This is a genomic window from Pseudonocardia halophobica, from assembly GCF_027922425.1.
In the GTDB taxonomy this organism is placed as follows: domain Bacteria; phylum Actinomycetota; class Actinomycetes; order Mycobacteriales; family Pseudonocardiaceae; genus Pseudonocardia; species Pseudonocardia halophobica.
The window spans coordinates 139,013-159,700 of sequence record NZ_BSFQ01000011.1 but is presented as its reverse complement, the minus strand read 5'-3'; the positions used below and the strand labels follow the sequence as shown (position 1 = coordinate 159,700).

Annotated in this window: 19 protein-coding genes; 8 read left to right on the top strand and 11 right to left on the bottom strand. The window is 74.0% G+C overall.

The features are described from left to right. Positions 1 to 12: 12 nt before the first annotated feature. Positions 13 to 1,380 (bottom strand): MFS transporter, encoded by a 1,368-nt coding sequence (locus PKE99_RS15640; protein ID WP_037045445.1) that lies wholly within the window; start codon positions 1,378 to 1,380, stop codon positions 13 to 15. A 224-nt stretch (positions 1,381 to 1,604) separates the two neighbouring features. Beyond that, positions 1,605 to 2,231 (bottom strand): TetR/AcrR family transcriptional regulator, encoded by a 627-nt coding sequence (locus tag PKE99_RS15635; protein ID WP_037045336.1) that lies wholly within the window; start codon positions 2,229 to 2,231, stop codon positions 1,605 to 1,607. A gap of 117 nt (positions 2,232 to 2,348) precedes the next feature. Between PKE99_RS15635 and PKE99_RS15630 the strand changes: the two genes are divergently transcribed. Beyond that, positions 2,349 to 2,690: an MmcQ/YjbR family DNA-binding protein gene (locus tag PKE99_RS15630; RefSeq protein WP_037045335.1), complete on the top strand. Its 342-nt coding sequence runs from the start codon at positions 2,349 to 2,351 to the stop codon at positions 2,688 to 2,690. 3 nt (positions 2,691 to 2,693) lie between these two features. On the opposite strand, the gene PKE99_RS15625 is transcribed toward PKE99_RS15630, so the two are convergent. From PKE99_RS15625 to PKE99_RS15615, 3 genes are all read right to left on the bottom strand, one after another. Beyond that, positions 2,694 to 3,539: a class I SAM-dependent methyltransferase gene (locus tag PKE99_RS15625; protein WP_037045333.1), complete on the bottom strand. Its 846-nt coding sequence runs from the start codon at positions 3,537 to 3,539 to the stop codon at positions 2,694 to 2,696. A gap of 63 nt (positions 3,540 to 3,602) precedes the next feature. Then, complete coding sequence (locus PKE99_RS15620; RefSeq protein ID WP_037045331.1) at positions 3,603 to 6,839, bottom strand: acetyl-CoA carboxylase family protein; 3,237 nt, start codon at positions 6,837 to 6,839, stop codon at positions 3,603 to 3,605. A 474-nt stretch (positions 6,840 to 7,313) separates the two neighbouring features. Continuing rightward, positions 7,314 to 8,366, bottom strand: coding sequence for a LacI family DNA-binding transcriptional regulator (locus PKE99_RS15615; RefSeq protein WP_231498194.1), 1,053 nt, complete (start codon positions 8,364 to 8,366; stop codon positions 7,314 to 7,316). A gap of 137 nt (positions 8,367 to 8,503) precedes the next feature. Between PKE99_RS15615 and PKE99_RS15610 the strand changes: the two genes are divergently transcribed. From PKE99_RS15610 to PKE99_RS15590, 5 genes are all read left to right on the top strand, one after another. After that, positions 8,504 to 9,700, top strand: a complete 1,197-nt coding sequence (locus PKE99_RS15610; RefSeq protein WP_037045328.1) for a Gfo/Idh/MocA family protein — start codon at positions 8,504 to 8,506, stop codon at positions 9,698 to 9,700. A gap of 82 nt (positions 9,701 to 9,782) precedes the next feature. Then, positions 9,783 to 10,763, top strand: coding sequence for a substrate-binding domain-containing protein (locus PKE99_RS15605; RefSeq protein ID WP_037045327.1), 981 nt, complete (start codon positions 9,783 to 9,785; stop codon positions 10,761 to 10,763). Positions 10,764 to 10,853: 90 nt separating this feature from the next. Further along, positions 10,854 to 11,789 (top strand): TIM barrel protein, encoded by a 936-nt coding sequence (locus PKE99_RS15600; RefSeq protein WP_037045326.1) that lies wholly within the window; start codon positions 10,854 to 10,856, stop codon positions 11,787 to 11,789. A 126-nt stretch (positions 11,790 to 11,915) separates the two neighbouring features. Continuing rightward, positions 11,916 to 12,683, top strand: a complete 768-nt coding sequence (locus PKE99_RS15595; RefSeq protein WP_037045325.1) for an L-2-amino-thiazoline-4-carboxylic acid hydrolase — start codon at positions 11,916 to 11,918, stop codon at positions 12,681 to 12,683. Positions 12,684 to 12,776: 93 nt separating this feature from the next. Continuing rightward, positions 12,777 to 13,085 carry a YciI family protein gene (locus PKE99_RS15590; RefSeq protein WP_037045323.1) on the top strand — a complete coding sequence of 103 codons (309 nt, stop codon included), beginning with the start codon at positions 12,777 to 12,779 and terminating at the stop codon, positions 13,083 to 13,085. A gap of 54 nt (positions 13,086 to 13,139) precedes the next feature. Here the strand turns inward: PKE99_RS15590 and PKE99_RS15585 are convergent, their stop codons facing one another. After that, a complete protein-coding gene (locus tag PKE99_RS15585; protein WP_081924100.1) occupies positions 13,140 to 14,549 on the bottom strand; it encodes an MFS transporter in 1,410 nt (469 codons plus the stop codon). Positions 14,550 to 14,631: 82 nt separating this feature from the next. Here PKE99_RS15585 and PKE99_RS15580 point away from each other — a divergent pair, with 82 nt between their 5' ends. Continuing rightward, positions 14,632 to 15,633, top strand: coding sequence for a LacI family DNA-binding transcriptional regulator (locus PKE99_RS15580; protein WP_051737358.1), 1,002 nt, complete (start codon positions 14,632 to 14,634; stop codon positions 15,631 to 15,633). Here the strand turns inward: PKE99_RS15580 and PKE99_RS15575 are convergent. After that, positions 15,630 to 16,481: a MaoC/PaaZ C-terminal domain-containing protein gene (locus PKE99_RS15575; protein ID WP_037045322.1), complete on the bottom strand. Its 852-nt coding sequence runs from the start codon at positions 16,479 to 16,481 to the stop codon at positions 15,630 to 15,632. The genes PKE99_RS15580 and PKE99_RS15575 overlap by 4 nt on opposite strands. Positions 16,482 to 16,592: 111 nt before the next feature. Then, a complete protein-coding gene (hppD, locus tag PKE99_RS15570) occupies positions 16,593 to 17,813 on the bottom strand; it encodes a 4-hydroxyphenylpyruvate dioxygenase (RefSeq protein WP_037045321.1) in 1,221 nt (406 codons plus the stop codon). Positions 17,814 to 17,948: 135 nt separating this feature from the next. On the opposite strand from hppD, the gene PKE99_RS15565 reads away from it, so the two are divergent. After that, positions 17,949 to 18,452, top strand: coding sequence for an Lrp/AsnC family transcriptional regulator (locus tag PKE99_RS15565; protein ID WP_037045319.1), 504 nt, complete (start codon positions 17,949 to 17,951; stop codon positions 18,450 to 18,452). A gap of 5 nt (positions 18,453 to 18,457) precedes the next feature. On the opposite strand, the gene PKE99_RS15560 is transcribed toward PKE99_RS15565, so the two are convergent. From PKE99_RS15560 to PKE99_RS15550, 3 genes are read right to left on the bottom strand one after another with little or no spacing between them, the layout of a single operon-like run. Beyond that, entirely contained in the window at positions 18,458 to 19,714 is a 1,257-nt protein-coding gene (locus PKE99_RS15560; protein ID WP_037045317.1) for an alpha/beta fold hydrolase, read from the bottom strand. Then, positions 19,711 to 19,959 (bottom strand): hypothetical protein, encoded by a 249-nt coding sequence (locus PKE99_RS15555; RefSeq protein ID WP_037045316.1) that lies wholly within the window; start codon positions 19,957 to 19,959, stop codon positions 19,711 to 19,713. The genes PKE99_RS15560 and PKE99_RS15555 overlap by 4 nt, the downstream gene beginning before the upstream one ends. Further along, positions 19,956 to 20,588: a VOC family protein gene (locus PKE99_RS15550; RefSeq protein ID WP_037045314.1), complete on the bottom strand. Its 633-nt coding sequence runs from the start codon at positions 20,586 to 20,588 to the stop codon at positions 19,956 to 19,958. Before PKE99_RS15550 ends, PKE99_RS15555 begins: the two co-directional genes overlap by 4 nt. Positions 20,589 to 20,688: the final 100 nt, after the last annotated feature.

Below are 20,688 nucleotides of genomic sequence, written 5' to 3'. Positions count from 1 at the left end.
GGGCCTCCGGCGTCAGCGGGCCGCGGTCGCCTCGGTGCCGGTGGCGGCGGCCGGGGCGGCGGTGGAGTGGTAGCGGCGGCGGCTGATGAGCTGCAGGCACAGCAGGGCGGCGGCGGCGAGCACGACGATCAGCACGCCGACCCGCCAGGCGTTGGCGGGGTCGCCGTTGATCAGCGCGACGGTGACGAACGGGGCGAACCCGCCCACGATCGCGGAGATCTGGTAGCCGAGCGAGGCCCCGGAGAAGCGGATCTCCGGCGGGAACAGCTCCGCGAAGAGCGTGCCCTGGGTGCCCGTCTGCAGTGCCATCGCGACGACGGCGCCCAGCACGGCCACCGCGAACGGCCAGATCCGGTCGGGCCCCGACGCGGCGATCAGCAGCCACATCGGCACGGCCCACACCAGCATCGCGGCCGAGCCGAGGCCGAAGACGAGCTTGCGGCCGATCCGGTCCGACAACCAGCCGAAGAACGGCACGAGCGGGATCATCACCACGCAGGCGATCAGGATCCAGGTCAGCACGGTGGACCGGGCCACGCCGAGAGAGGTCGTGACGAGCTGCACCGAGCCGGTGATCGTGGCGTAGAAGAACACGATGCCGACGGTGTTCGCGCCGGCCGCGGTCAGGATCGCGCCCGGGTTCCGGCGCAGGACCTCGAAGAACGGCGAGCGGCGCACCTGGGGCTGCGCCGCCGCCTTCGCGGCGGCCGCCCGGAACTCCGGCGTCTCCTCCAGGTAGCGGTGGATGGCGAAGGCGATCGGCAGCATGACCAGGCTGATCCAGAACGGGATCCGCCACACCCATGTGACGAACGCCTCGGGGGACGCGAAGGCGGTGGCGAGCAGGAACGCGACGTTGCCCAGCACGACACCGATCGGCACGCCGAGCTGGGCGAAGCTGCCGTAGTAGCCGCGCAGGTGCGCGGGCGCGTTCTCGGTCGCGACCAGGACCGCGCCGCCCCACTGTGCGCCGACGGCGAGGCCCTGGCAGACCCGCAGCGTGACGAGGATGGTCGGCGCGAGCCACACGGCCTGGGTGGCCGGCACGAACCCGATCAGGGAGGTGGCGACGGCCATCAGGACGACCGCCCCGACCAGCACCGGCTTGCGCCCGTACTTGTCGCCGAGCTGACCTGCGACGATGCCGCCGATGGGGCGGGCGATGAAGCCGACCGCCACGGTGGCGAACGAGTTCAGCGCGGAGACCACCGCACTGTCCGTCGCGAAGAAGGTCGTGTTGAACACCAGCGCGGCCGCGGTGGAGTAGATGAAGAAGTCGTACCACTCGAGGGAGGTCGAGAGGGCCGCGGCCACGGACGCCCGGGCGGAACGGCGGGGCGGCGCGGCCTCGGGGAGGGCCGCGTCGGCGTCTGACTGCATTGTCGTCTCCAGGGTGCAGACCGCGGCCACCGGGCTCGAGGTCGGTCAACTCTGACTGATTGGCTGCCTGCAGGCCCGTGCCGACGTCTCGGTGGGTCACCCCGTCACGGTCGATCGACCGGAAGCCGCAGGTCGGCGCTGACCTGCCGGGGTGCGGCGCGACGAGGCTACGACGACGGACGGCCGACAGTCAATGCTGACTGCCGTCCACACTTTCCGGAGCGTCAGATCTCGAGGAGGACCCTCGCGACGTCCGTCCAGTGCGCGAGGTGGGGGTCACGCCGGGGGTCGCGGTGGTCGAACGAGTAGGTCAGCGCCGCGCCCCGCATGCTGGTCACCAACATCTCCCGGAGCTGGGGGTAGCGGGGGTGCCCGGCGAGCTCCGGACCCCACATCCGGTCCACCCCGGCCCGGATCACCCCGCCGAGGCGACGCTCGGCCGGGAGCAGCGCGGCGGCGATGCGGTCGTTCGTCCGGGCGGCGGTCCAGATCTCCATCGCGGCCCAGAAGTGCGGCTCGTGGAAGGTCAGCCACATGAACTCGACGACGTGCGCGACCCGGACCGGCCCCGGCACGTCGGCGGGCAGGTGGGTGTCGATGCGCTCGACGGTCTCCCGGATCCGCTCGTCGGCCAGGTACTCGGCGGCCGCGAGCAGCAGCGCCTCCCGGGAGGGGAACCAGTGCAGCAGCCGGCCCCGCGAGATCCCCGCCCTGGCCTGGATCCGCAGCGTGGTGGCGGCGCTGAAGCCCTCCTCGACCAGGCACGCGACCGCCGCGTCCAGGATGCGGGTCCTGCTGTCGACCGCCGGCGGCGACGGTGCCGCCCGGTCGACGTCCGAGGTGGGCGTCACACCTGCAGGGTAGGCGAGGGACGCGCAGCAGTCACTCCTGACGGTCGGCAGTCACCCACGACGTGTCCGTTCTGTCGGTCCCCCTCGCTACGCTCCCGGACGTGATCGGGAGGGGCGGTGGCTGACGCGGAGGACGTGCGGCGGCTGGCGCTGACCCTGGCGGGCGTCGAGGAGATCGACAGCGACGGGTTCGACTTCCGCGTGGGTGGGCGCGGGTTCGTCTGGTCCTACCCGGAGCGGGTGCCGGGGCAGCGGCGGGTGCTCCGCACGGACATCGCCGTGCTGTACGTGGGCGACGAGGCGGAGAAGCAGGCGCTGCTGCTCGGGGAACCGGACCTGTTCTTCACCACGCCGAGCTACGACGGGCTGCCGCTGGTGATGGTGCGCCTGGAGAAGGTCGGTCCGCAGCGGCTCGCCGAGCTGGTCGTCGACGCCTGGCGGATGCGCATGGAGCCGTAGGCGTCAGGGCCGGGCGAGCTCCCACACCACCACGCCGGGCAGGCCCACGAACGCGGTCCGCGTCGCCTCCGGAACCAGCTCGACGGTCGGGGTCACGGCGGCCTCCGGTGTGAGCACCGGCTCCTCGGCGCCGTGCACGACCAGCCCCGCCGCCAGCGCGGCCCGCGCGTAGTCGGTGACCCGGTGCCGGTGCAGCCGCACGTAGGCGCGGCCCGCCGCGCTCGGGAACTGCGCCTGCCAGCCGAGCTGCACCAGAAACGGATGGACGTCGCTGACCAGGATCCGCCCGCCCGGCCGGACCACCCGCGCCAGCTCCGCGACCGCCGGCTCCAGCTCGGGCACGTGCACCAGGGCCAACGCACACACGGCGGCGTCGACCGACGCGTCGGGCAGGGGCAGGTCCGTGAGCGTGCCCTCGAGGAACCGCCCGCCCGGGATCTTCGCCCGGGCCCGCTCCAGCATGTCCGGGGACTGGTCGACGCCGACCACGGAATGTCCCCGCTCCGCAAGCCGCACGGCGTGGCGCCCGGTCCCGCACGCGGCGTCGAGCACCTCACCGGCGGGCCAGGCGTCGAACCGGCTCCGCATCGGCGGCTCCTCGATGGAGAACAGCCGCAGCGGACCGTCGTAGGTCGGTGCCCACCGCGCGTACCCCTCGCGCAGGTCGAGCTCCACCCCCAGCGGTCCCTGCAGCGACGGGTCCCGCTCCAGCCGCCCGAGCACGTCCCGGGTCTCCGCCATCCGCGTCGCCCGGGCCGTGGCCGCGTCGGCGCCGTCGGCGTGGAGCAGCCGCAGCAGCGCGAGGCCCTCCACGCCCACCGTCAGCTCGCCCAGCGTCGGGTCGGTCACGCGCCCACGCTACCGAGCGGGCGCAAGCAGCCCGCGGAACCGCGGGGGGCCGGCGCCGCGGGGTCACCAGGTGTCGATGTTCGGCCGCACCTTCTCCGGCTGCGGCCCGACCTTCCGCTCCGGGAACGAGGAGACGATCCAGCGGCGGGTGTCGGCGGGGTCGATGACGTCGTCGATCTCGAAGACGGTGGCCACCGACAGCGCCTTGCCCCTCTCGTACTCGGCGGCGACGTACTTGCGGAACAGTTCCTCGCGCTCGGCCGGGTCGGCGACGGCCGCCAGCTCCTTGCGGTAGCCGAGCCGGACCGCACCCTCCAGGCCCATCCCGCCGAACTCGCCGGTCGGCCACGCCACCGCGAAGGCCGGGGCCTTCAGCGAGCCGCCCATCATCGCCTGCGCGCCGAGGCCGTAGCACTTGCGCGTGACGACCAGCCCCACCGGCACCGAGAGGTTGGCGCCCACGGAGAACATGCGGCTGAAGTGCCGCACCGTCGCGTGCGTCTCGGACTCGGTGCCGACCATGAAGCCGGGGGTGTCGCACAGCGAGACCACGGGCAGCCCGAAGGCGTCGCAGAGCTGCAGGAACCGGGCGGCCTTGTCCGCGCCGTCGTGGTCGATCGCGCCGCCGAGGTGGGTGGGGTCGTTGGCGATCAGCCCCATCGGCCGGCCCTCGACGCGGATCAGGGCCGTGATCATCCCGGGTGCGAAGCCACGGCGCAGCTCCAGCACCGAGTCCACGTCGGCCAGGCCCTCGATCGCCGCCCGCATGTCGTACACCCGCACCCGGTTCTCGGGGACGACGTGGCGCAGCGCGCGCTGGTCCGGCGCCTCCCACTCGCGCACCGGCCCCTGGAAGTACGACAGGTACTGCCGGGCGACGCGGGTGGCCTCGGCCTCGTCGGGGACCAGGACGTCGACCACGCCGTTGGGGACCTGCACGGACATCGGCCCGACGGCGTCGGGCGCGACCACGCCCAGGCCGCCACCCTCGATCATCGCGGGCCCGCCCATGCCGAGGCTCGTGCCCTCGACGGCGATGATCACGTCGCACAGCCCGGCCAGCGCGGCGTTGCCGGCGAAGCACCGGCCCGCGACCACGCCGACCAGCGGCACCCGGGCCGAGAGCCGGGCGAAGAGCTCGAAGGCCGGGACGTCGAGCATGGAGGCCCAGCTGCCGTCCGTGTCGCCGGGCCGGCCCCCGCCGCCCTCGGCGTAGACCACCACCGGCCAGCGCCGCCGCTCGGCGAGCTCGAAGACGCGGTCCTTCTTCTTGTGGTTGGTGCAGCCCTGGGTGCCGGCGAGCACGGTGTAGTCGTAGGACAGCACCACCGCGTTGGCGTTCTCCTCGCCGACGAGGTCGCGGTTGATCGTCGCGGTGCCGGCGAGCATGCCGTCCGCGGGCGTGCGCTCGATGAGGTCGTCGAGGGACCGGCGCAGCCGCTGCGCGGCGATGGCCAACGGCCCGTACTCGACGAAGCTGCCCTCGTCGCACAGGTCCGCGAGGTTCTCCCGCGCGGTCCGCAGCCCCGTGCGGTGCCGCTTCTCGACGGCAGCCCCGCGGTGCTCGTCGAGCCCGAGGGCGTGCCGCTCCCGCACCTCGGCGAGGTCCGGGCGGACGTGGTCGAGGTCGACGGCGGCCGCGGCCTCCGCCTCCTCGGCCGCCGCCGCGTCGGAGGTGAAGGCGAGCAGGGCGTCGCCGGGGGCCACGGTGTCCCCGGCCTCCACGACCACGGCGCCGACCCGCCCGGCCGCGGGCGCGGCCACGACGTGCTCCATCTTCATCGACTCGACGACGACCAGTGCCTGGCCGGCCCGCACGACCTCGCCCTCGGCGACCTCGACGGCCACGACGGTGCCGGGCGCCTCGGCCCGCACCGCGTCCCCGTCGACCTCGCGGCGCTCCTCGGGCGCGGCGAGGTCCGCGGCGGTCTCGACGTACCGGTGCGGCCGGGTCGCGGCGAGGATCTCGGCGAGGTGGGTGTCGAGGAAGTCCGTGGTCAGCTCGCCGGCGGCGAAGGCGGGGTGCCCGACGATCCCGGCCAGGACGTCGACGTTCGTCTCGACGCCGCCGACGTGCACCTCGGACAGCGCCCGGTGCGTGCGGGCCGCGGCGGTGGCGAAGTCCGCGGAGTGCACCACGAGCTTGGCGATCAGCGGGTCGTAGCGGGGGCTCGTGCGGTAGCCGGTGTGCCCGGCGGCGTCGACCCGGATCCCGCGCCCGGCGGGCAGCTCGAACGCGGTCAGCACGCCGGCCGACGGCGTGGTCGTGCCGTCCGGGTTGGTGCGTTCGAGGGTGATCCGGGCCTGCAGCGCGGCGCCCCGCGGCTCCGGCGCCTCCTCCTGGGTCAGCCCCAGCTCGGCGAGCGTGGCGCCGGCCGCCAGCCGGATCTGCGTCTGCACGAGGTCGACGCCGGTGACCTCCTCGGTGATCGTGTGCTCCACCTGCAGGCGGGGATTGACCTCGATGAACGCGATCCGGTCGCCGCTGACGAGGAACTCCACCGTGCCCAGGCCGGAGTAGCGCACCGACCCGCCGAGCCGGACCGCCGCCGCGAGCAGCCGCGCCCGCACCTCCGGGTCGAGCCCCGGGCTCGGCGCGATCTCGACGATCTTCTGGTGCCGGCGCTGGATCGAGCAGTCCCGCTCGCCGAGCTGGGTGACCGCACCGGTGCCGTCGCCGAGGATCTGCACCTCCACGTGCCGGGCCGGGGTGAGCAGCTCCTCGACGTAGACGCGGTCGTCGCCGAACGCCGCGCCGGCCTCGGACGCACAGCGGCCCAGGGCCTCGTCGAGCTGCGCGGGATCGGTCACGCGGCGCATCCCGCGGCCGCCACCGCCGGCGACCGCCTTCACCATGACGGCGCCGGTCACCGCCAGCAGCGCCCGCGCGCCGTCCCGGTCCGCGGCGGCGAGCACCGGGAGCCCGGCGGCCTCGGCGAGGTCGCGGGCCCGCGTCTTGTCCCCCAGGGCCGCGAGGATCTCCGGCGACGGCCCCACGAACCGGATTCCCCGCTCCGCGCACGCCTGCGCGAACCGCGGGTTCTCGCTCAGGAACCCGTAGCCGGGGTGGATCGCGTCGGCGCCCGCCTCCTCCGCGGCCCGCAGCACGTCGTCGACGTCGAGGTAGCCGGCCACGCCGGCCCCCCGCAGGGCGACGGCGGCGTCGGCCTTCGCGACGTGCGGCGCGTCGGGCTCGTCGGTCGTGTGCACCGCGACGGACGGCATGCCGAGATCGGCGGCGGCCCGGGCGATCCGGACGGCGATCTCGCCGCGGTTGGCGATCAGGAGTCGGGTGAACACGCTGGTCGGGACCTCGGCAATCCGTGGGGCGCGGCCGTGGCCGCGACGACGTCGTCACCGAGAGGGTTGTTGACGATGGCGTCATCGTCAACCGTGGCGGAGCGGAAGCGCCGGATGACCGGCCCCGCACCACCACGGGGCGTCCGGCGTCCCCGGCTCCGCCCCTGATCGCCATCTGCGTGCGGCAGTGGCAGTTTCGCCAGCCGCACGCGCACTCAGCTCGCGATCATGGAGTGAGAAGCGTGTGAAGACCACCCCGGGGTCCCCCGTCCGGTTGACGAGTCGGACGAAGCAGTATCCGGGGCAGGAGTCGCTCGTTGCACCGCGCAGCGGGCAGCCGGCCTGCTGGATGCGTTCCTCACGGCATCGCCCTTCCGGGGCCGGCACCCGCGTCATCCCGTCGAGGGATGGTGGCGGTGACCCGTGATCACGGGCGGAGGCGCGCGCACCTCCTGCCCGTGATCGCCGCCCCGCCTACGCCCCGTGCGGCGCAGCGGTGGTGCCCCGCACCACGAGCTGCGGCGGGAGGGCGATCTGCTTCGGCTCCCGCTCGGGCAGGTCGAGCCGCTCGACCACGGCCTTGATCGCGAAGTCCGCCATGCCGGGGATGTCCTGGCGGACCGAGGTGAGGTCGATGCCGGGGAGCTTGGCGAAGCGCGAGTCGTCGTAGCCGACCACGGACAGGTCCTGCGGCACCCGGACCCCCGCCCGGAGCATCACGTCGAGCAGCCCTATGGCCGCCTGGTCGTTGGCGGCGATGACGGCGGTCGGCAGGGGGCCGTCGAGGAGCCGTCGCCCGGCGGCCGCGCCGTCCTCGTCGGTGTACCCGGCGGGCACCACCCGGATCTCCCCGGCGAGCCCGTGGTCGGTCATGGCCCGCTGGTAGCCCGCCCGGCGGTCGGAGGCGCCCGGGTTGGGGCCGCCGTCGATGTGGGTGATCCGCCGGTGGCCCAGCGCGACGAGGTGCTCGACGGCCTGCCGGGTGCCGAGGGCGTCGTCGTTGCGGACGACGTCGACGGGACCGCGGGTGACGGCACGGCCGACCTCGACGAGGCGGACCTCGTCGGCGATCGCGTCGAGCCGGTGCCCGTCGAGGTCCGGCCCCACCACGATCAGCCCCTCGCACCGATAGCGCAGCAGCTCGTCGACGACGTGCTCCTGGCCGCGGGTGGGGGTGACGGCGCCGAGCAGCAGGTGGTAGCCGAGCTGCTCCGCGGCGGGGTACATGTGCTCGACGAGCTCGACCTCGAACGGCCGGCGCAGGTCGAACAGCACGCCCAGGGTGCGGGTGCGGTTGCTGCGCAGTCCGCGGGCCAGCGAGTCCGGCCGGTAGCCGAGCTCGGCCGCCGCCTCGAAGATCCGCCGGCGCGTCTCCTCCGAGGCGCCCTCCTTGCCGCGGAAGACGATCGACACCAGCGCCCGGGACACCCCGACGTGCTGGGCGATGTCGGCCATCGTCGGCTTCCGGTCGGGTCGGCGCTCCCGCGCCCCCGGCCCGGTCCCGCGTGCCCGGTCCTGCTCGACCATCGACAACCTCCCCGATCCGCCCTTGACGGCAGGGCGGCTCGTCCGCACACTACACGACTAGATCGAGCTACTAACACGATCTAGTCTCACGATCTAGTCGGCCGGTCCGGCTGGAGCCCTCGACGCTCGGAGTGCACATGAGTCAGGACATCGGTGTCGCCGTCATCGGAGCGGGGATGGCCGGGCGGGCCCACGCCCACGGCTACCGCTCCGCGGGCACGGTCTTCTCGACCGGGCTGCCGCCGGTCCGGCTGGTCTCGATCGCGGACATCAACGCCGACCTCGCGCAGGACACCGCCACCCGCTACGGCTTCGAGCGCGCGGACACGAGCTGGGAGGCGATCGTGAAGGCCGACGACGTCGACGTGGTCAGCGTCGTCGTCGCCAACAGCCTGCACCGCGAGATCGTCCGCGAGCTGGCCGCGGCCGGGAAGCACGTGCTCTGCGAGAAGCCCCTCGCGCCGACCCCGGCCGACGCCCGGGCGATGATCGACGACGTCGAGGCGGCCGGCATCGTCGCCCGCGTCGGCTTCACCTTCCGCCGGGCCCCCGGGATCGCCGCGGTCCGCGAGCAGCTGCGGTCGGGCCGGCTCGGGCGTCCGCTGCACGTCAACGCCCAGTACTGGACGAACTACGGCGCCGACCCGAAGGCGCCGATGAGCTGGCGCTACCGCGGCGGCCCCGGCACCGGCGCGCTGGCCGACCTGAGCAGCCACCTCACCGACGTCGCCGAGTTCCTCGCCGGCCCGATCGAGGACGTGTACGGCGCGGCGCTGTCGACGGTGGTCACCGAGCGGCCGCTGCCGCTCGGGCACGTGGTCGGGCACGCCCACGTCGAGGTCGGCACCGAGACCGAGCCCGTCGACAACGACGACTGGGCCACCTACACCGCCCGGTTCGCCGGCGGCGCCACCGGCGAGATCAGCACGTCCCGGGTGGCGTTCGGGCACGCCAACACCCTGAGGTTCGAGGTGTTCTGCGAGAACGGCGCGGTGGCCTTCGACGTGACCCGCCCCGGCGAGTTCGCGATCGCCACCGGCGGGCTGCCCGCTGCGACCGACGGGTTCCGCCGCGTCGTCGTCGGGACCGACCACCCCTACATCACCGGCGGCCTGGCCATGGACGCCACCGGCATCGGCGTCGGCCACAACGACAGCTTCGTCTATCAGGCCCGGGCGTTCCTCGACGAGGTCGCCGGCCGCGACGAGGAGATCCCGCGCTGCGCCTCCTTCGCCGAAGGCCTGCACAACCTCGAGGTCCTCGACGCCGTCGTCCGCTCCGCCACCGCCGGCTCGCCGACCCCGGTGGCCGCACCGACCTCGGTCGCCGTCTGACGCGGTGACCACCGCGGCGCGCCGGCCGCACCGCACCACCAGGGCCCCGGCGCACCGCGTCCCACCCAGCGAAAGGGCAACGATGCTCCGCTCACGCAAGACCGCGACCGCCGTGCTCGCCGCGGCCGTGGGGGTCCTCCTCGCGGTCGCCGGATGCAGCAGCCGGGGCGGTGCCCAGGCACAGTCCGGCGGCGCCGCCGAAGGGCAGTCCTACACGATCGCCATGATCACCCACGAGGCGCCGGGATCGGCCTTCTGGGACCGGGTCCGCTCCGGCGCGGAGCAGGCCGCCCGCGACCTGAACGTCGACCTCAAGTACTCCAACGACCCGGCCGGGTCCAACCAGGCGACCTTCGTGCAGAACGCCGTCGACAGCAAGGTCGCCGGCATCGCCGTCACGTACGCGTACCCCGACCAGGTCGGCCCGGCCACGGAGAAGGCCGCGCAGGCCGGCATCCCGGTCGTCGCGTTCAACGCCGGCATGAACGTCTACAAGGACTACGGCGCGTCGATGTTCTTCGGCTCCGACGAGGACCTCGCCGGGCAGAGCGCCGGCACCCGCATTGCGCAGGAGGGCGGCACGAAGGTCCTCTGCGTGGTCCACGAGCAGGGCAACATCTCCCTGGAGACCCGCTGCGGCGGTGTCGCCAAGAGCTTCCCGGGCACGGAGACCCTGCAGGTCAACGGCTCGGACCTGCCGTCCGTGCAGCAGACGATCTCCGCCAAGCTGCAGCAGGACCCGTCGATCAGCAACGTCGTGACCCTCGACGCCGGCATCGCCTCCGCCGCCCTCGCCGCGAAGGAGTCGACGAGCAGCCGGGCGAAGATCGAGACCTTCGACCTCAGCCCGGACGTCGTGACCGGCATCAAGGAGGAGAAGATCGACTTCTCCGTCGACCAGCAGCCCTATCTGCAGGGCTACCTGGCCGTGCAGGCCCTGTGGCTGAACCTGACGAACGGCAACGACATCGGCGGCGGCCGCCCGGTCCTGACCGGCCCGTCCTACGTCGACTCGTCGAACATCGACAAGGTCGCCGACTACGCGGCGCGCAATACCCGGTGAGTGGGCCGGCCGGGGCCGCGGAACCATCGCCTCCGCGGTCCCGGCCCGGGAGTCCACCCGTCGTCCCCCGACCTCCACCCGAGGACCTTCATGAGCGACCCGACCCGCACCGCGACGCCGACCCTGACCCACGTCCGCCTCGGCACCGCCCCCGACTCCTGGGGCGTCTGGTTTCCCGACGACCCGCAGCAGGTGCCCTGGCACCGGTTCCTCGACGAGGCCGCGGCCGCCGGGTACACCGCCGTCGAGCTCGGCCCCTACGGCTACCTGCCCACGCACGCCGAGCAGCTGCGCGACGAGCTCGGCCGCCGCGGGCTCACCCTGACCGGCGCGACCGCCGGCACCGCCCTGCACCGCGGCGGGGACACGCTCGCCACCACGCTCCCCGAGTGCCGCGAGATCGCCCGGCTGCTCACCGCGCTCGACGCGCCGTACCTGATCACGCTGCCCGCGATGTACACCGACCTGCACACCGGTGAGCTGCTCGAACCCGCCGAGCTCACCGGCGAGCAGTGGCACACCCTCGGCACGGCGCAGTCCAAGCTCGGCCGGATCCTGCTCGACGAGTCCGGCGTCCGGCAGATGTTCCACCCGCACGCCGACACGCACGTGGCCGACGAGCCGAGCATCGACCGGTTCCTCGAGGTCAGCGACCCGGACACCGTGTGGCTGTGCCTCGACACCGGGCACGTCGCCTACGCCGGCGGGGACAACCGCGCGATCGTGGCGCGGCACCCCTCGCGGATCGGGTACGTGCACCTCAAGTCCGTGGACCCGGTGGTCCTCGCCCGGGTCCGCGCGGAGCGGATGTCCTTCGCCGACGCGGTGCAGGCCGGCACGATGGTCGAGCCCGACGCGGGCGAGCCGCACATGCCCGCCCTGCTCGCCGACCTCGACGCCCTCGGCGTCCCGCTCACCGCGATCGTCGAGCACGACATGTACCCGGCCCCGCCCGGCGCCCCGCTGCCGATCGCCGCGCGCACCTGCCGCTACTACACGAAGCAGGGCCTGACCGGCGGCCGCTGAGTGGCCGGGTGCCTGGCCGGCGGCGCCGGTCTCACCCCGGCCGGACGAGGCCGGCGGGGCGCGGGGCTGGCAGGGTGCCGCGCCTCACCGGGGCGGCCGAGCCGCGGACCGAGCACGGGAGGGGTCATGGCGGACCACACCCTCGGAGCACGCGTGACGGGGCACCGCGACCGGGCGAGGACCGCCGTGCTCGAGCAGGAGGGGCGCTGGTTGATGGGCCGGTTCGCCCCACGGGAGCTGCTCGACGGCATCGGCGACTACCTGCACCGGGCGGCGCCCGAGCGCGAGGAGGAGCTGATGGCCGCGATCCGCGCCCGGGCCGCGGAGCTGGCCGAGCAGGACGCGGACCTGCCGGTCGACGGGCCGTCCCGGGGGATGCTGGCGCTCAGCTCGGTGGTGCTGGCGGCCTTCGAGACCCTGCTGCCGCTGTTCGACGGCGACCGGGTCCGGACGATCCGCTACCTGCAGCGGGTGTTCGGGGCGATGCTGCGCCGCACCGTCGACGCCGCGTTCGGCGCGCTGGCCCGCCGCGAGGACCCGCTGGGGGCCGTCGACGACGCCTGCCGCGCCGACTTCGCGATGTACGGCGACTACTACGAGACCACCTTCGAGCGGACGGACGGCACCTTCGAGATGCGGATCGGGCGCTGCTTCTTCCGCGACTTCTTCGACCGGCACGACGCCCGGCCGGTCACGACCGTGCTGTGCGCGTGGGACGCCAACTGGATGACCGCGCTCGACCCGGCGCTGGGCGGGCTGGTGTCGGAGCGGACCTCGTTGCTGTCGCTCGGCGACGACGCCTGCCGCTTCCGGGTGCACCGCACGGACGACCCGCTCGCCCGGCACAGCGACGCGCTCGACCGGTTCGGCGACGAGCCGGCACCCGCGCCGTAGGTCGGACGCGGGCGCCGGCCGACCGGTCAGAACCCGCCGAAGTCGACCGGTGATCGTCCTGGGCGGCGTCCGGCGCGTGCGAGGATCGGCGGCATGGCCACGACCTTCGCCGTCATCTACACGTACACCGACGACACCGAGCTGCGGGACGCCACCCGTCCCGCCCACCGCGACTACCTGCGCGAGTTCGTCGACAGCGGGTCCCTGCTCGTCGCCGGCGCCTGGGCGCCCGCGGAGGCCCCCGGCGGCCTGCTGATCTTCCGCGCCGAGGACAAGTCCGCGGTGCAGGCGATCGTGGACAAGGACCCCTTCACGACATCGGGCGTCGTCTCCGCCGCCGACATCCGCGAGTGGGCCCCGCCGCTCGGCCCGGTGGCGGGCGCGCTCACCGGCCAGGCCTGACCGGCCCGCAGCGCGTGCCGGGCCGGTCCCGGTCCGGCACGCGCCCGGTGGGTCTCACCCCGGCACCCGCCGGGCGGCCGCAGGCCGGCAGGCCGGGGCGGCGGGCCTGCGACGCAGCGGCCGCGGCCGGCGGAGGCCGGCGGCCACCTCGCGCAACGGGCGCGGCGCGATCCCGCGGGCCGCGTCGAGCCGGCGGGCCTTGCGCCGCGTCGCGAGGATGCCCACGACCGCGAGCGCCCAGATCGGGTACTGCAGCAGCCAGGCGACCCGGAACGCCTCCGCGGTGAAGCCGCCGAGCGCGGTGAGCACGGCGCCGACCGCCGCGAGCAGCACCAGCGAGGCGCTGTAGCCGGCGATGTTGACCATGCCCTGGGCCACGGCGAGGTTGCCGCGCGGGTTCGTGGTCCGCGCGATGTCGAACCCGACGACCGAGCCCGGTCCGCCGACGGCGAGCACCAGGATCAGCAGCACGAGCAGCCAGAACGGCGCCGGCCCCGGCAGCGCGAGCACGACCGTCCACACCGCGACCGTCGCGGCGATCACGCCGAGCAGCAGCCACGACCGGCGCATCGGGTGCCGCGCCGTCAGCATCCCGACGACCGGGCCCACGCAGACCGACGCCACCACCAGCAGCGTCATGAGCGCGCCCGCGGTCACGGCGTCGAGGCCCTGCGCGGACACCAGGTACGGCAGGCCCCAGAGCAGCGAGAACGTCATCATCGAGAACTGGGTGCCCATGTGCCCGAAGAACCCGAGCCGGGTGCCGGGCCGCCGCCACACCGCGCGGACCTGGGCGAGCAGCTCACGCGCCGGCACCGGGTCGGGCGCCGGGGCGCCGCCCGGACCGTTGCGCACGACCGTGCCCGCGACCAGCGCCGCGAGCACGCTCCCCGCCGCCGCGACCCCGAAGGCCGTGGACCAGCCGGTCGCGTGCAGCAGCAGGAGCAGCGGCAGCGTCGAGAGGATCTGACCGAGCTGCCCGACGATCGTGGTCACCTGGGTCAGCAGCGGGACCCGGCGGGCCGGGAACCAGCGCGGCACCAGCGCCATCACCGCGGCGAACACCAGGGCGTCGCCCGCCCCGACCACCACGCGCGCGGTCGCCGCGGCCGGCACGGACCCGGCGAACGCGAGCAGGGTCTGGCCGCCGCCCAGCATCAGCCCGCTGACGGCGAGGACGAGCCGGGGGCCGAACCGGTCGACGAGCAGGCCCGCCGGGATCTGCCCCGCGGCGTAGACCCCGACCTGGAGCAGCACGAACAGCGACAGCTCGCTGGGCGAGATCCCGAAGCGGTCCGCCGCGTCGAGCCCCGCGGCCCCGAGCGAGGTCCTTTGCGTGACCGCGAGGACGTACGCGAGCAGCGCCGCGATCCAGATGAGCCGAGCCCTGCCCCCTCCGCCTGCTGCGCGTCCCGCGGTCGTCCCGTCCACCGTGTCGTTCCGTCCACCCTCGGTGGCGCGCATCCGGCTCCCCTCACTCGACTCGGCCCGCCACATGATGGCAACCGGTTGCCGTGAATTGCCAATCGCCTGCCACACTCCGGGCATGGATCACAGCGACGGCGCCGGGAGCGGCCCGTCCCGCCCGGTCACGATCTACGACGTGGCCCGCGAGGCCGGGGTCGCGACGTCGACCGCCTCGCGCGCGCTGTCCAACCCGGGTCGGGTGAGCGAGCGGACCCGCGCACACGTCGAGGAGGTCGCCCGCCGCCTGGGCTATCGGCCGAACCGCATCGCCCAGGCCCTGCCGTCCGGGCGGACGAGGATGCTCGGCCTGGTCGTGCCGGACATCGCCAACCCGCACAACGCCCGCCTGATCCGCGGCGCCGAGGCCCAGGCGGCCGCCGCCGGCTACACCCTGGTGATCGCGGACAGCCAGGAGCAGCCGGAGCTCGAGGCCGCGCATGTGGAGCGGCTCGCCCCCTTCGTCGACGGGTTCGTGCTGTCCTCCCGCGTCGACGACGCCGGCCTGCACGGGCTCCGCGACCGGCGCCCGGTGGTGCTGTTCAACCGCACGCTGCCCGAGCTGCCCAGCGTGTGCGTCGACTTCGACGACTCGGGCCGCCAGGTCGTCGAGCACCTGACGAGCCTCGGCCACCGCACGGTCGCCTACCTGCGCGGGCCCGCGACCTCGTGGGCCGACGCGACCCGCCGCGCGGCGCTCGCGGCGCACTGCCGCCGCCACGGGGTCGCCCTGACCCTGCTCGGTCCTTTCCCGCCGACGCTCGAGGCCGGCGCCGCGGCCGCGGACGCCGCGCTCGCCACCGACGCCACGGCCGTGATCGCCTTCAACGACCTGCTCGCCATCGGCGTCCTGCAGCGGCTGGAGCACCGCGGCGTCGCGGTCCCGGGCGCGCTCAGCGTGGTGGGCGGCGACGACATCTTCGGCGCGACCTTCTGCCGCCCGCCGCTCACCACCCTCGCCAGCCCCGCCGACCAGGCCGGACGCACGCTCGTCGACATGCTGAACGGCCGGATCGACGCGACCGAGGTCGTGCTGCCCGCGCCGCTCGTCGCCCGGGACTCGACGGGCCCCCGGCGGAGCTAGCCTGCCGTCCGCAGCCGGCCGCGGTCGATCACCACGGCGTTGTCGCCGTCCCGCGTGGTGCGGAAGGTGGCGCCGCCGGTCTCGTCCCGCCAGATCGCGACGGTCAGCCGGTCGCCGGGCAGGACGGGCGCGGTGAACCGGCCCTCGATGGACGCGAACCGGGCCGGATCGCCCCCGCAGACGGTGTGCAGCAGCGCCCGGGCGGTGAAGCCGTAGGTGCACATGCCGTGCAGGATCGGCCGGTCGAACCCGCCGCGGGCGGCGAAGGCCGGGTCGGTGTGCAGCGGGTTGCGGTCCCCGGTCAGCCGGTAGATCAGGGCCTGGCCGGGCCCGGTGGCGTAGTGCACCTCGTGGTCCGGCGGGCCGTCCGGCGCCGGGACCGCCGCGGAGCCGCCCCGCGGGCCCCCGAAGCCGCCCTCACCGCGGATGAACGCGGAGCCGACCGTCGTCGCGAGCGGGGCGCCGGTGGCCGCGTCGACGGCCTCGCACGTGGTCTCGACCAGGGCCCCGCTGCCCTTGTCGAACACGCCGGTGACCTCGGCGGTGACCCGCACCCGGCCCGCCACGGGGAGCGGGGCGTGCAGCCGGACGGCCTGCTCGGCGTGCACCAGCTTCGTGTGGTCGATGTCGCCGAGGGGAACGGCGCCGACCCGGGTCATGATCGCGGCGTAGGTGGGCAGCACCGCGGTGGTCACGCCCTCGGTGTTGTCCGTGGTGAAGGCCAGCTCGTCGAGCGGGTCGTCCTGGCCGGCGCCGACGGCGAGGGCGTAGAGCAGCACGTCGTCGCGGTCCCAGGAGAACTCGGCGGGCTCGCTGCGGGTGCCGAGCAGGTCGGGGGCCAGAGGCATGAGATCTCCTTTGATTCAGCTGCCTCAAAGCCTAGGGCCGGAGACCCGCCCGCCGGAACCCTCAGTCGAGCCGCGCGGCGAGCCGCACGACCCCGAAGCCGGCCGACGGGCTCAGAAGTTGCCCCGCCGGGCCTGCTCGCGCTCGATCGCCTCGAACAGCGCCTTGAAGTTGCCCTTCCCGAAGCCCAGCGAGCCGTGGCGCTCGATGAGCTCGAAGAACACCGTCGGACGGTCGCCGAGGGGCCGGGTGAAGATCTGCAGCAGGTAGCCGTCCTCGTCCCGGTCGACCAGGATCCCGCGGGACTGCAGCTCCGCGATCGGCACGCGGACCTCGCCGATGCGGGCGCGCAGCGCGGGGTCCTCGTAGTACGAGTCGGGGGTCGGGAGGAACTGGATCCCCCTCGCGCGCAGCACGTCCACGGTCCGCAGGATGTCGTTGGTCGCCAGCGCGAGGTGCTGGGCGCCCGGCCCGCCGTAGAAGTCGAGGTACTCGTCGATCTGCGAGCGCTTCCGCCCGACGGCCGGCTCGTTGAGCGGGAACTTCACCCGGTGGTTGCCGCTGGCCACGACCTTGCTCATCAGCGCCGAGTACTCGGTGGCGATGTCCTCGCCCACGAACTCCGCCATGTTCGTGAAGCCCATGATCCGGTTGTAGAAGTCGACCCACTCGTCCATGTGCCCGAGCTCGACGTTCCCGACCACGTGGTCCAGGGCCTGGAACAGCCGCCGCGGCGCGCCCTCGGGTTGCACGTGGGTGGAGGTGCGCGCGACGTAGCCGGGCAGGTAGGGACCGGAGTAGCGGGACCGGTCGACGAGGGTGTGCCGGGTCTCGCCGTAGGTGGCGATCGCGGCGGTGCGGACCGTGCCGTGCTCGTCGGTGACGTCGTGCGGGTCGACCAGGATCGTCGCCCCCTGCGCCCGGGCGTGGGCGATGCAGCGGTCGACGTCCGGCACCTCGAGCGCGATGTCGACGATGCCGTCGCCGTGCCGGCGGTGGTGGTCCAGCAGCGGGCTGCCCGGGTGGACGCCGCCCTGGAAGACGAACCGTACGGCGCCCGAGCGCAGCACGTAGGCCTGGTGGTCGCGGTTGCCGGTCTCGGGGCCCGAGTACGCGACGAGCTCCATCCCGAACACGACCTGGTAGAAGAGTGCCGTCTGGGTGGCGTTGCCGACCGCCCAGACCACGGCGTCCCAGCCGGTGACGGGGAACGGATCGCCCTCGCCGTCGTACTCCACGAGGCCGACCAGCTGGCGGAGCTGGTCGAGGTCCAGGTCGGCGAGGCGTTCCTGGCTGGTGAGGGACTGGCTGGTGAGGGACTGATCGACGGTCACGACGGGCCTCCTCGTGCGGCTCTGCACACGAAGGACACCTCTCCGGCCGATCTCTCGCAACAGCGCCGACCCGAGCTGGCCGTTCCGCCCATTCTCGGCCGGTTCCCGGGCCCCGCAGCTGTACAGTCCGCCCACATGGAACTCGACGCGCTCGACGTCGACCTGCTCGCCGCGCTGCGGGAGCACACCCGCGTCGGGGTCCTCGAGCTCTCCCGCACCCTCCAGGTCGCCCGCGGCACGGTGCAGGCCCGCCTCGACCGGCTCGAACGCGCCGGCGTGATCACCGGGTACGGACCGGAGATCGACCTCGCCGCCGCCGGCCACGGGGTGCAGGCCTTCGTCAGCCTGGAGATCGCGCAGGGCGCCCTCGACGACGTCGCCGCCGAGCTGGCCGCCCAGCCCGCCGTCCTCGAGGCCTACGCCACCACCGGCTCGTCCGACGTGCTCTGCCGGCTGGCCGCCTCCTCGCACGAGGACCTCCAGCAGGCGCTGCTCGCGCTCAACCGGTCCCCCTCGGTGGGGCGGTCTACCAGCGTGGTCGTGCTCTCGGTCGTCGTCCCGCCCCGGACCGGCCCGCTGCTGGGGAGCGCCCCGCGCCCCGCCCCACCCCGCGCCCCCGCCTACCGCCGCGAGGACTGATCGACTCAGCCGGGTGGGGCGAGGGCGAAGCGCTTGTCGAGCCAGCCCTCGATCTCGGTGGCGGCGAGCTCGTTGCCCGTGGGCTCGCCCTCGGCGATCGCGCCGCCGAAGTGCAGGCCGCGCACGGAGGCGACCGTGAGGTCGTCCGACCCGAGGGCGGCGATCATGCGGCGGGTGTCGGAGGGGAAGGCCGCCTGGTCGCCGGTGAGCTCCACGAACAGTGTCGGCACGGCGACGCCGGGGGCGCAGCGGACGAAGTCGGCGTTGGTGCTCAGCCCGGACCAGGTCGAGAGCCAGGCCTCCGGGGTGGTGAGCCGCCCGAAGCCGACCTGGCCGTAGTTGATCAGGTCGGGGCGCCTGCCGAACAGCGAGCCGTAGGGCCGCTCGCTCGGGTCGAGGGAGAGGTCGACGGTGCGGGGGTCCGCGTCCGTGCGGAACACCGTGAGGATCCGCGGGGCCAGCGAGCGACGGCGGTCCGCCGCGCTCCCGGTCGCCTTGACGGCGGCGCGCGCCTCGGCCGCGCGAGCGAGGTGCTCCCGCGCCACGGCGTCGATCCGGGCGACGCGGTCGCGCTGCGCCGCCCGGTACCGCTGCAGGAACTCCGTGGAGTACGTCGCGCTCGTCGGCGGCTCGGCGAACCCGTTGGCCGTCGAGAAGGGATCGAGCTCCGGGACGACCGAGAGCGGGTCGGACTCGTCGGCGACGGACGGGTCGATGCAGCCCAGCAGCAGCGCCCCCTGCCCCGGGTGCGGAGCCAGGAAGACCGCGCCGTCGGCCACCGGCATGGGCGCGTCGGCGAGCTTCGTCGGCCGGCCGCCGGGGGTGGTGACGATCCGGTCGCCGGGCGCGAGCGCGGCCTGCTCGAGGTAGAAGGCGTAGAGCGTGCCGCCGCCGGAGTGCCCCAGCACCACCACCGACTCGAAGCCCTGCTCGCGCAGGAAGACCTGGCCCGCGGCGACGTCGAGCAGTGCCTGCTCGTGGACCAGCGTGAGGTCGTTGTTCACCGAGCGCGTGTGCTGGGTCCACACGGCCGCACCGGCCTGCAGCAGCAGAGGGACCAGCGGGTGGTGCGTGACGTCCTGGCGCGGGTGCATCAGGCAGACCACCGTCCGGGCCCCGGGCACCGTGGCCAGCACACCGCGCACGGTCGCCCCGTCGGCGGTGGTCAGCTCGTGCACGGTGGTGACCGTGGAATCCGGCCGCTGCCCCGCGGCCAGGTAGCGGCCCGCGCCCAGGCCCCCGGTCGAAGCGGCTGTGTTCACACCGGCTCCACGCGCAGCGCGTCCTTGTCGTGCTGGGTGATCCGCCCGTCCCGGGCCACCCCGCCGACGCAGGAGTACCAGACCGCGTGCCGGCACCCCGTCGCGCGGCGGTCGATGACGATCGGCCCGTCCGCCCGGATCTCGAAGTACGGGCCGATCTTGTCGACGACCACCGCGGGGTCCTCGGCGGCGACCTTGGCGACGGCCGTGTTCTCCGGGACGTCCAGGACGTAGAGCGTGGTCATCGGACCACCGTCTCCCAGCCCGCGGCCTTCTCGACGATCAGCTCGGCCTTGCGCGCCAGCAGCTTGCCGAAGGTCGGCTCGGGCTCGGCGACGACGTCGAGCAGCGCGTCGATCGTGAGGTTCGCGTCGAGGTCCTCCTGCGGCGTGACCGGCCGCATCGCCCTGGTGATCTCGAACATGTAGCCGTTCGGGTCGTGCGTGTAGATCGACTCGATCGTCTCGTGCTGGATCTGCATCTCCACGGGCCAGTCGCTCGCGTCGAGCCGGCGCCGGTACTCCAGCAGGTCTTCCTCGTCGTCCACGTGGATCGCGAGGTGCCGGGACCGGACGAAGTACTCCGGGACGTCCGCGCCGAAGCGTGCGTAGACGTCCCCCTTCTCCCCTTCCGCGCCGCCGACCGAGGTGTCGGTGCCGAAGTAGTAGAAGAACGCGATCCGGTCGGAGTTGCCGATGTCGAAGAAGAAGTGGATGAAGTCGGGGTGGTCCTCCGGCCCCCAGCCCGCTGCACAGATCGAGTGCACGACCGGGAACCCCAGGACGTCCCGGTAGAAGCGCACCGTCGCGGCCGGGTCGAAGGTCGGGAACGCGACGTGGTCGACCCCCTGCACCCGGTGGTCCCGCTCGCTCATCAACAGCCTCCTCGTGTCGGACACCGTCGACGGTACGCGTCTGTCGACGACCGAGTCAACAGTTCTACACATTCGACGAATGCGGCCTCGGACACAGGAA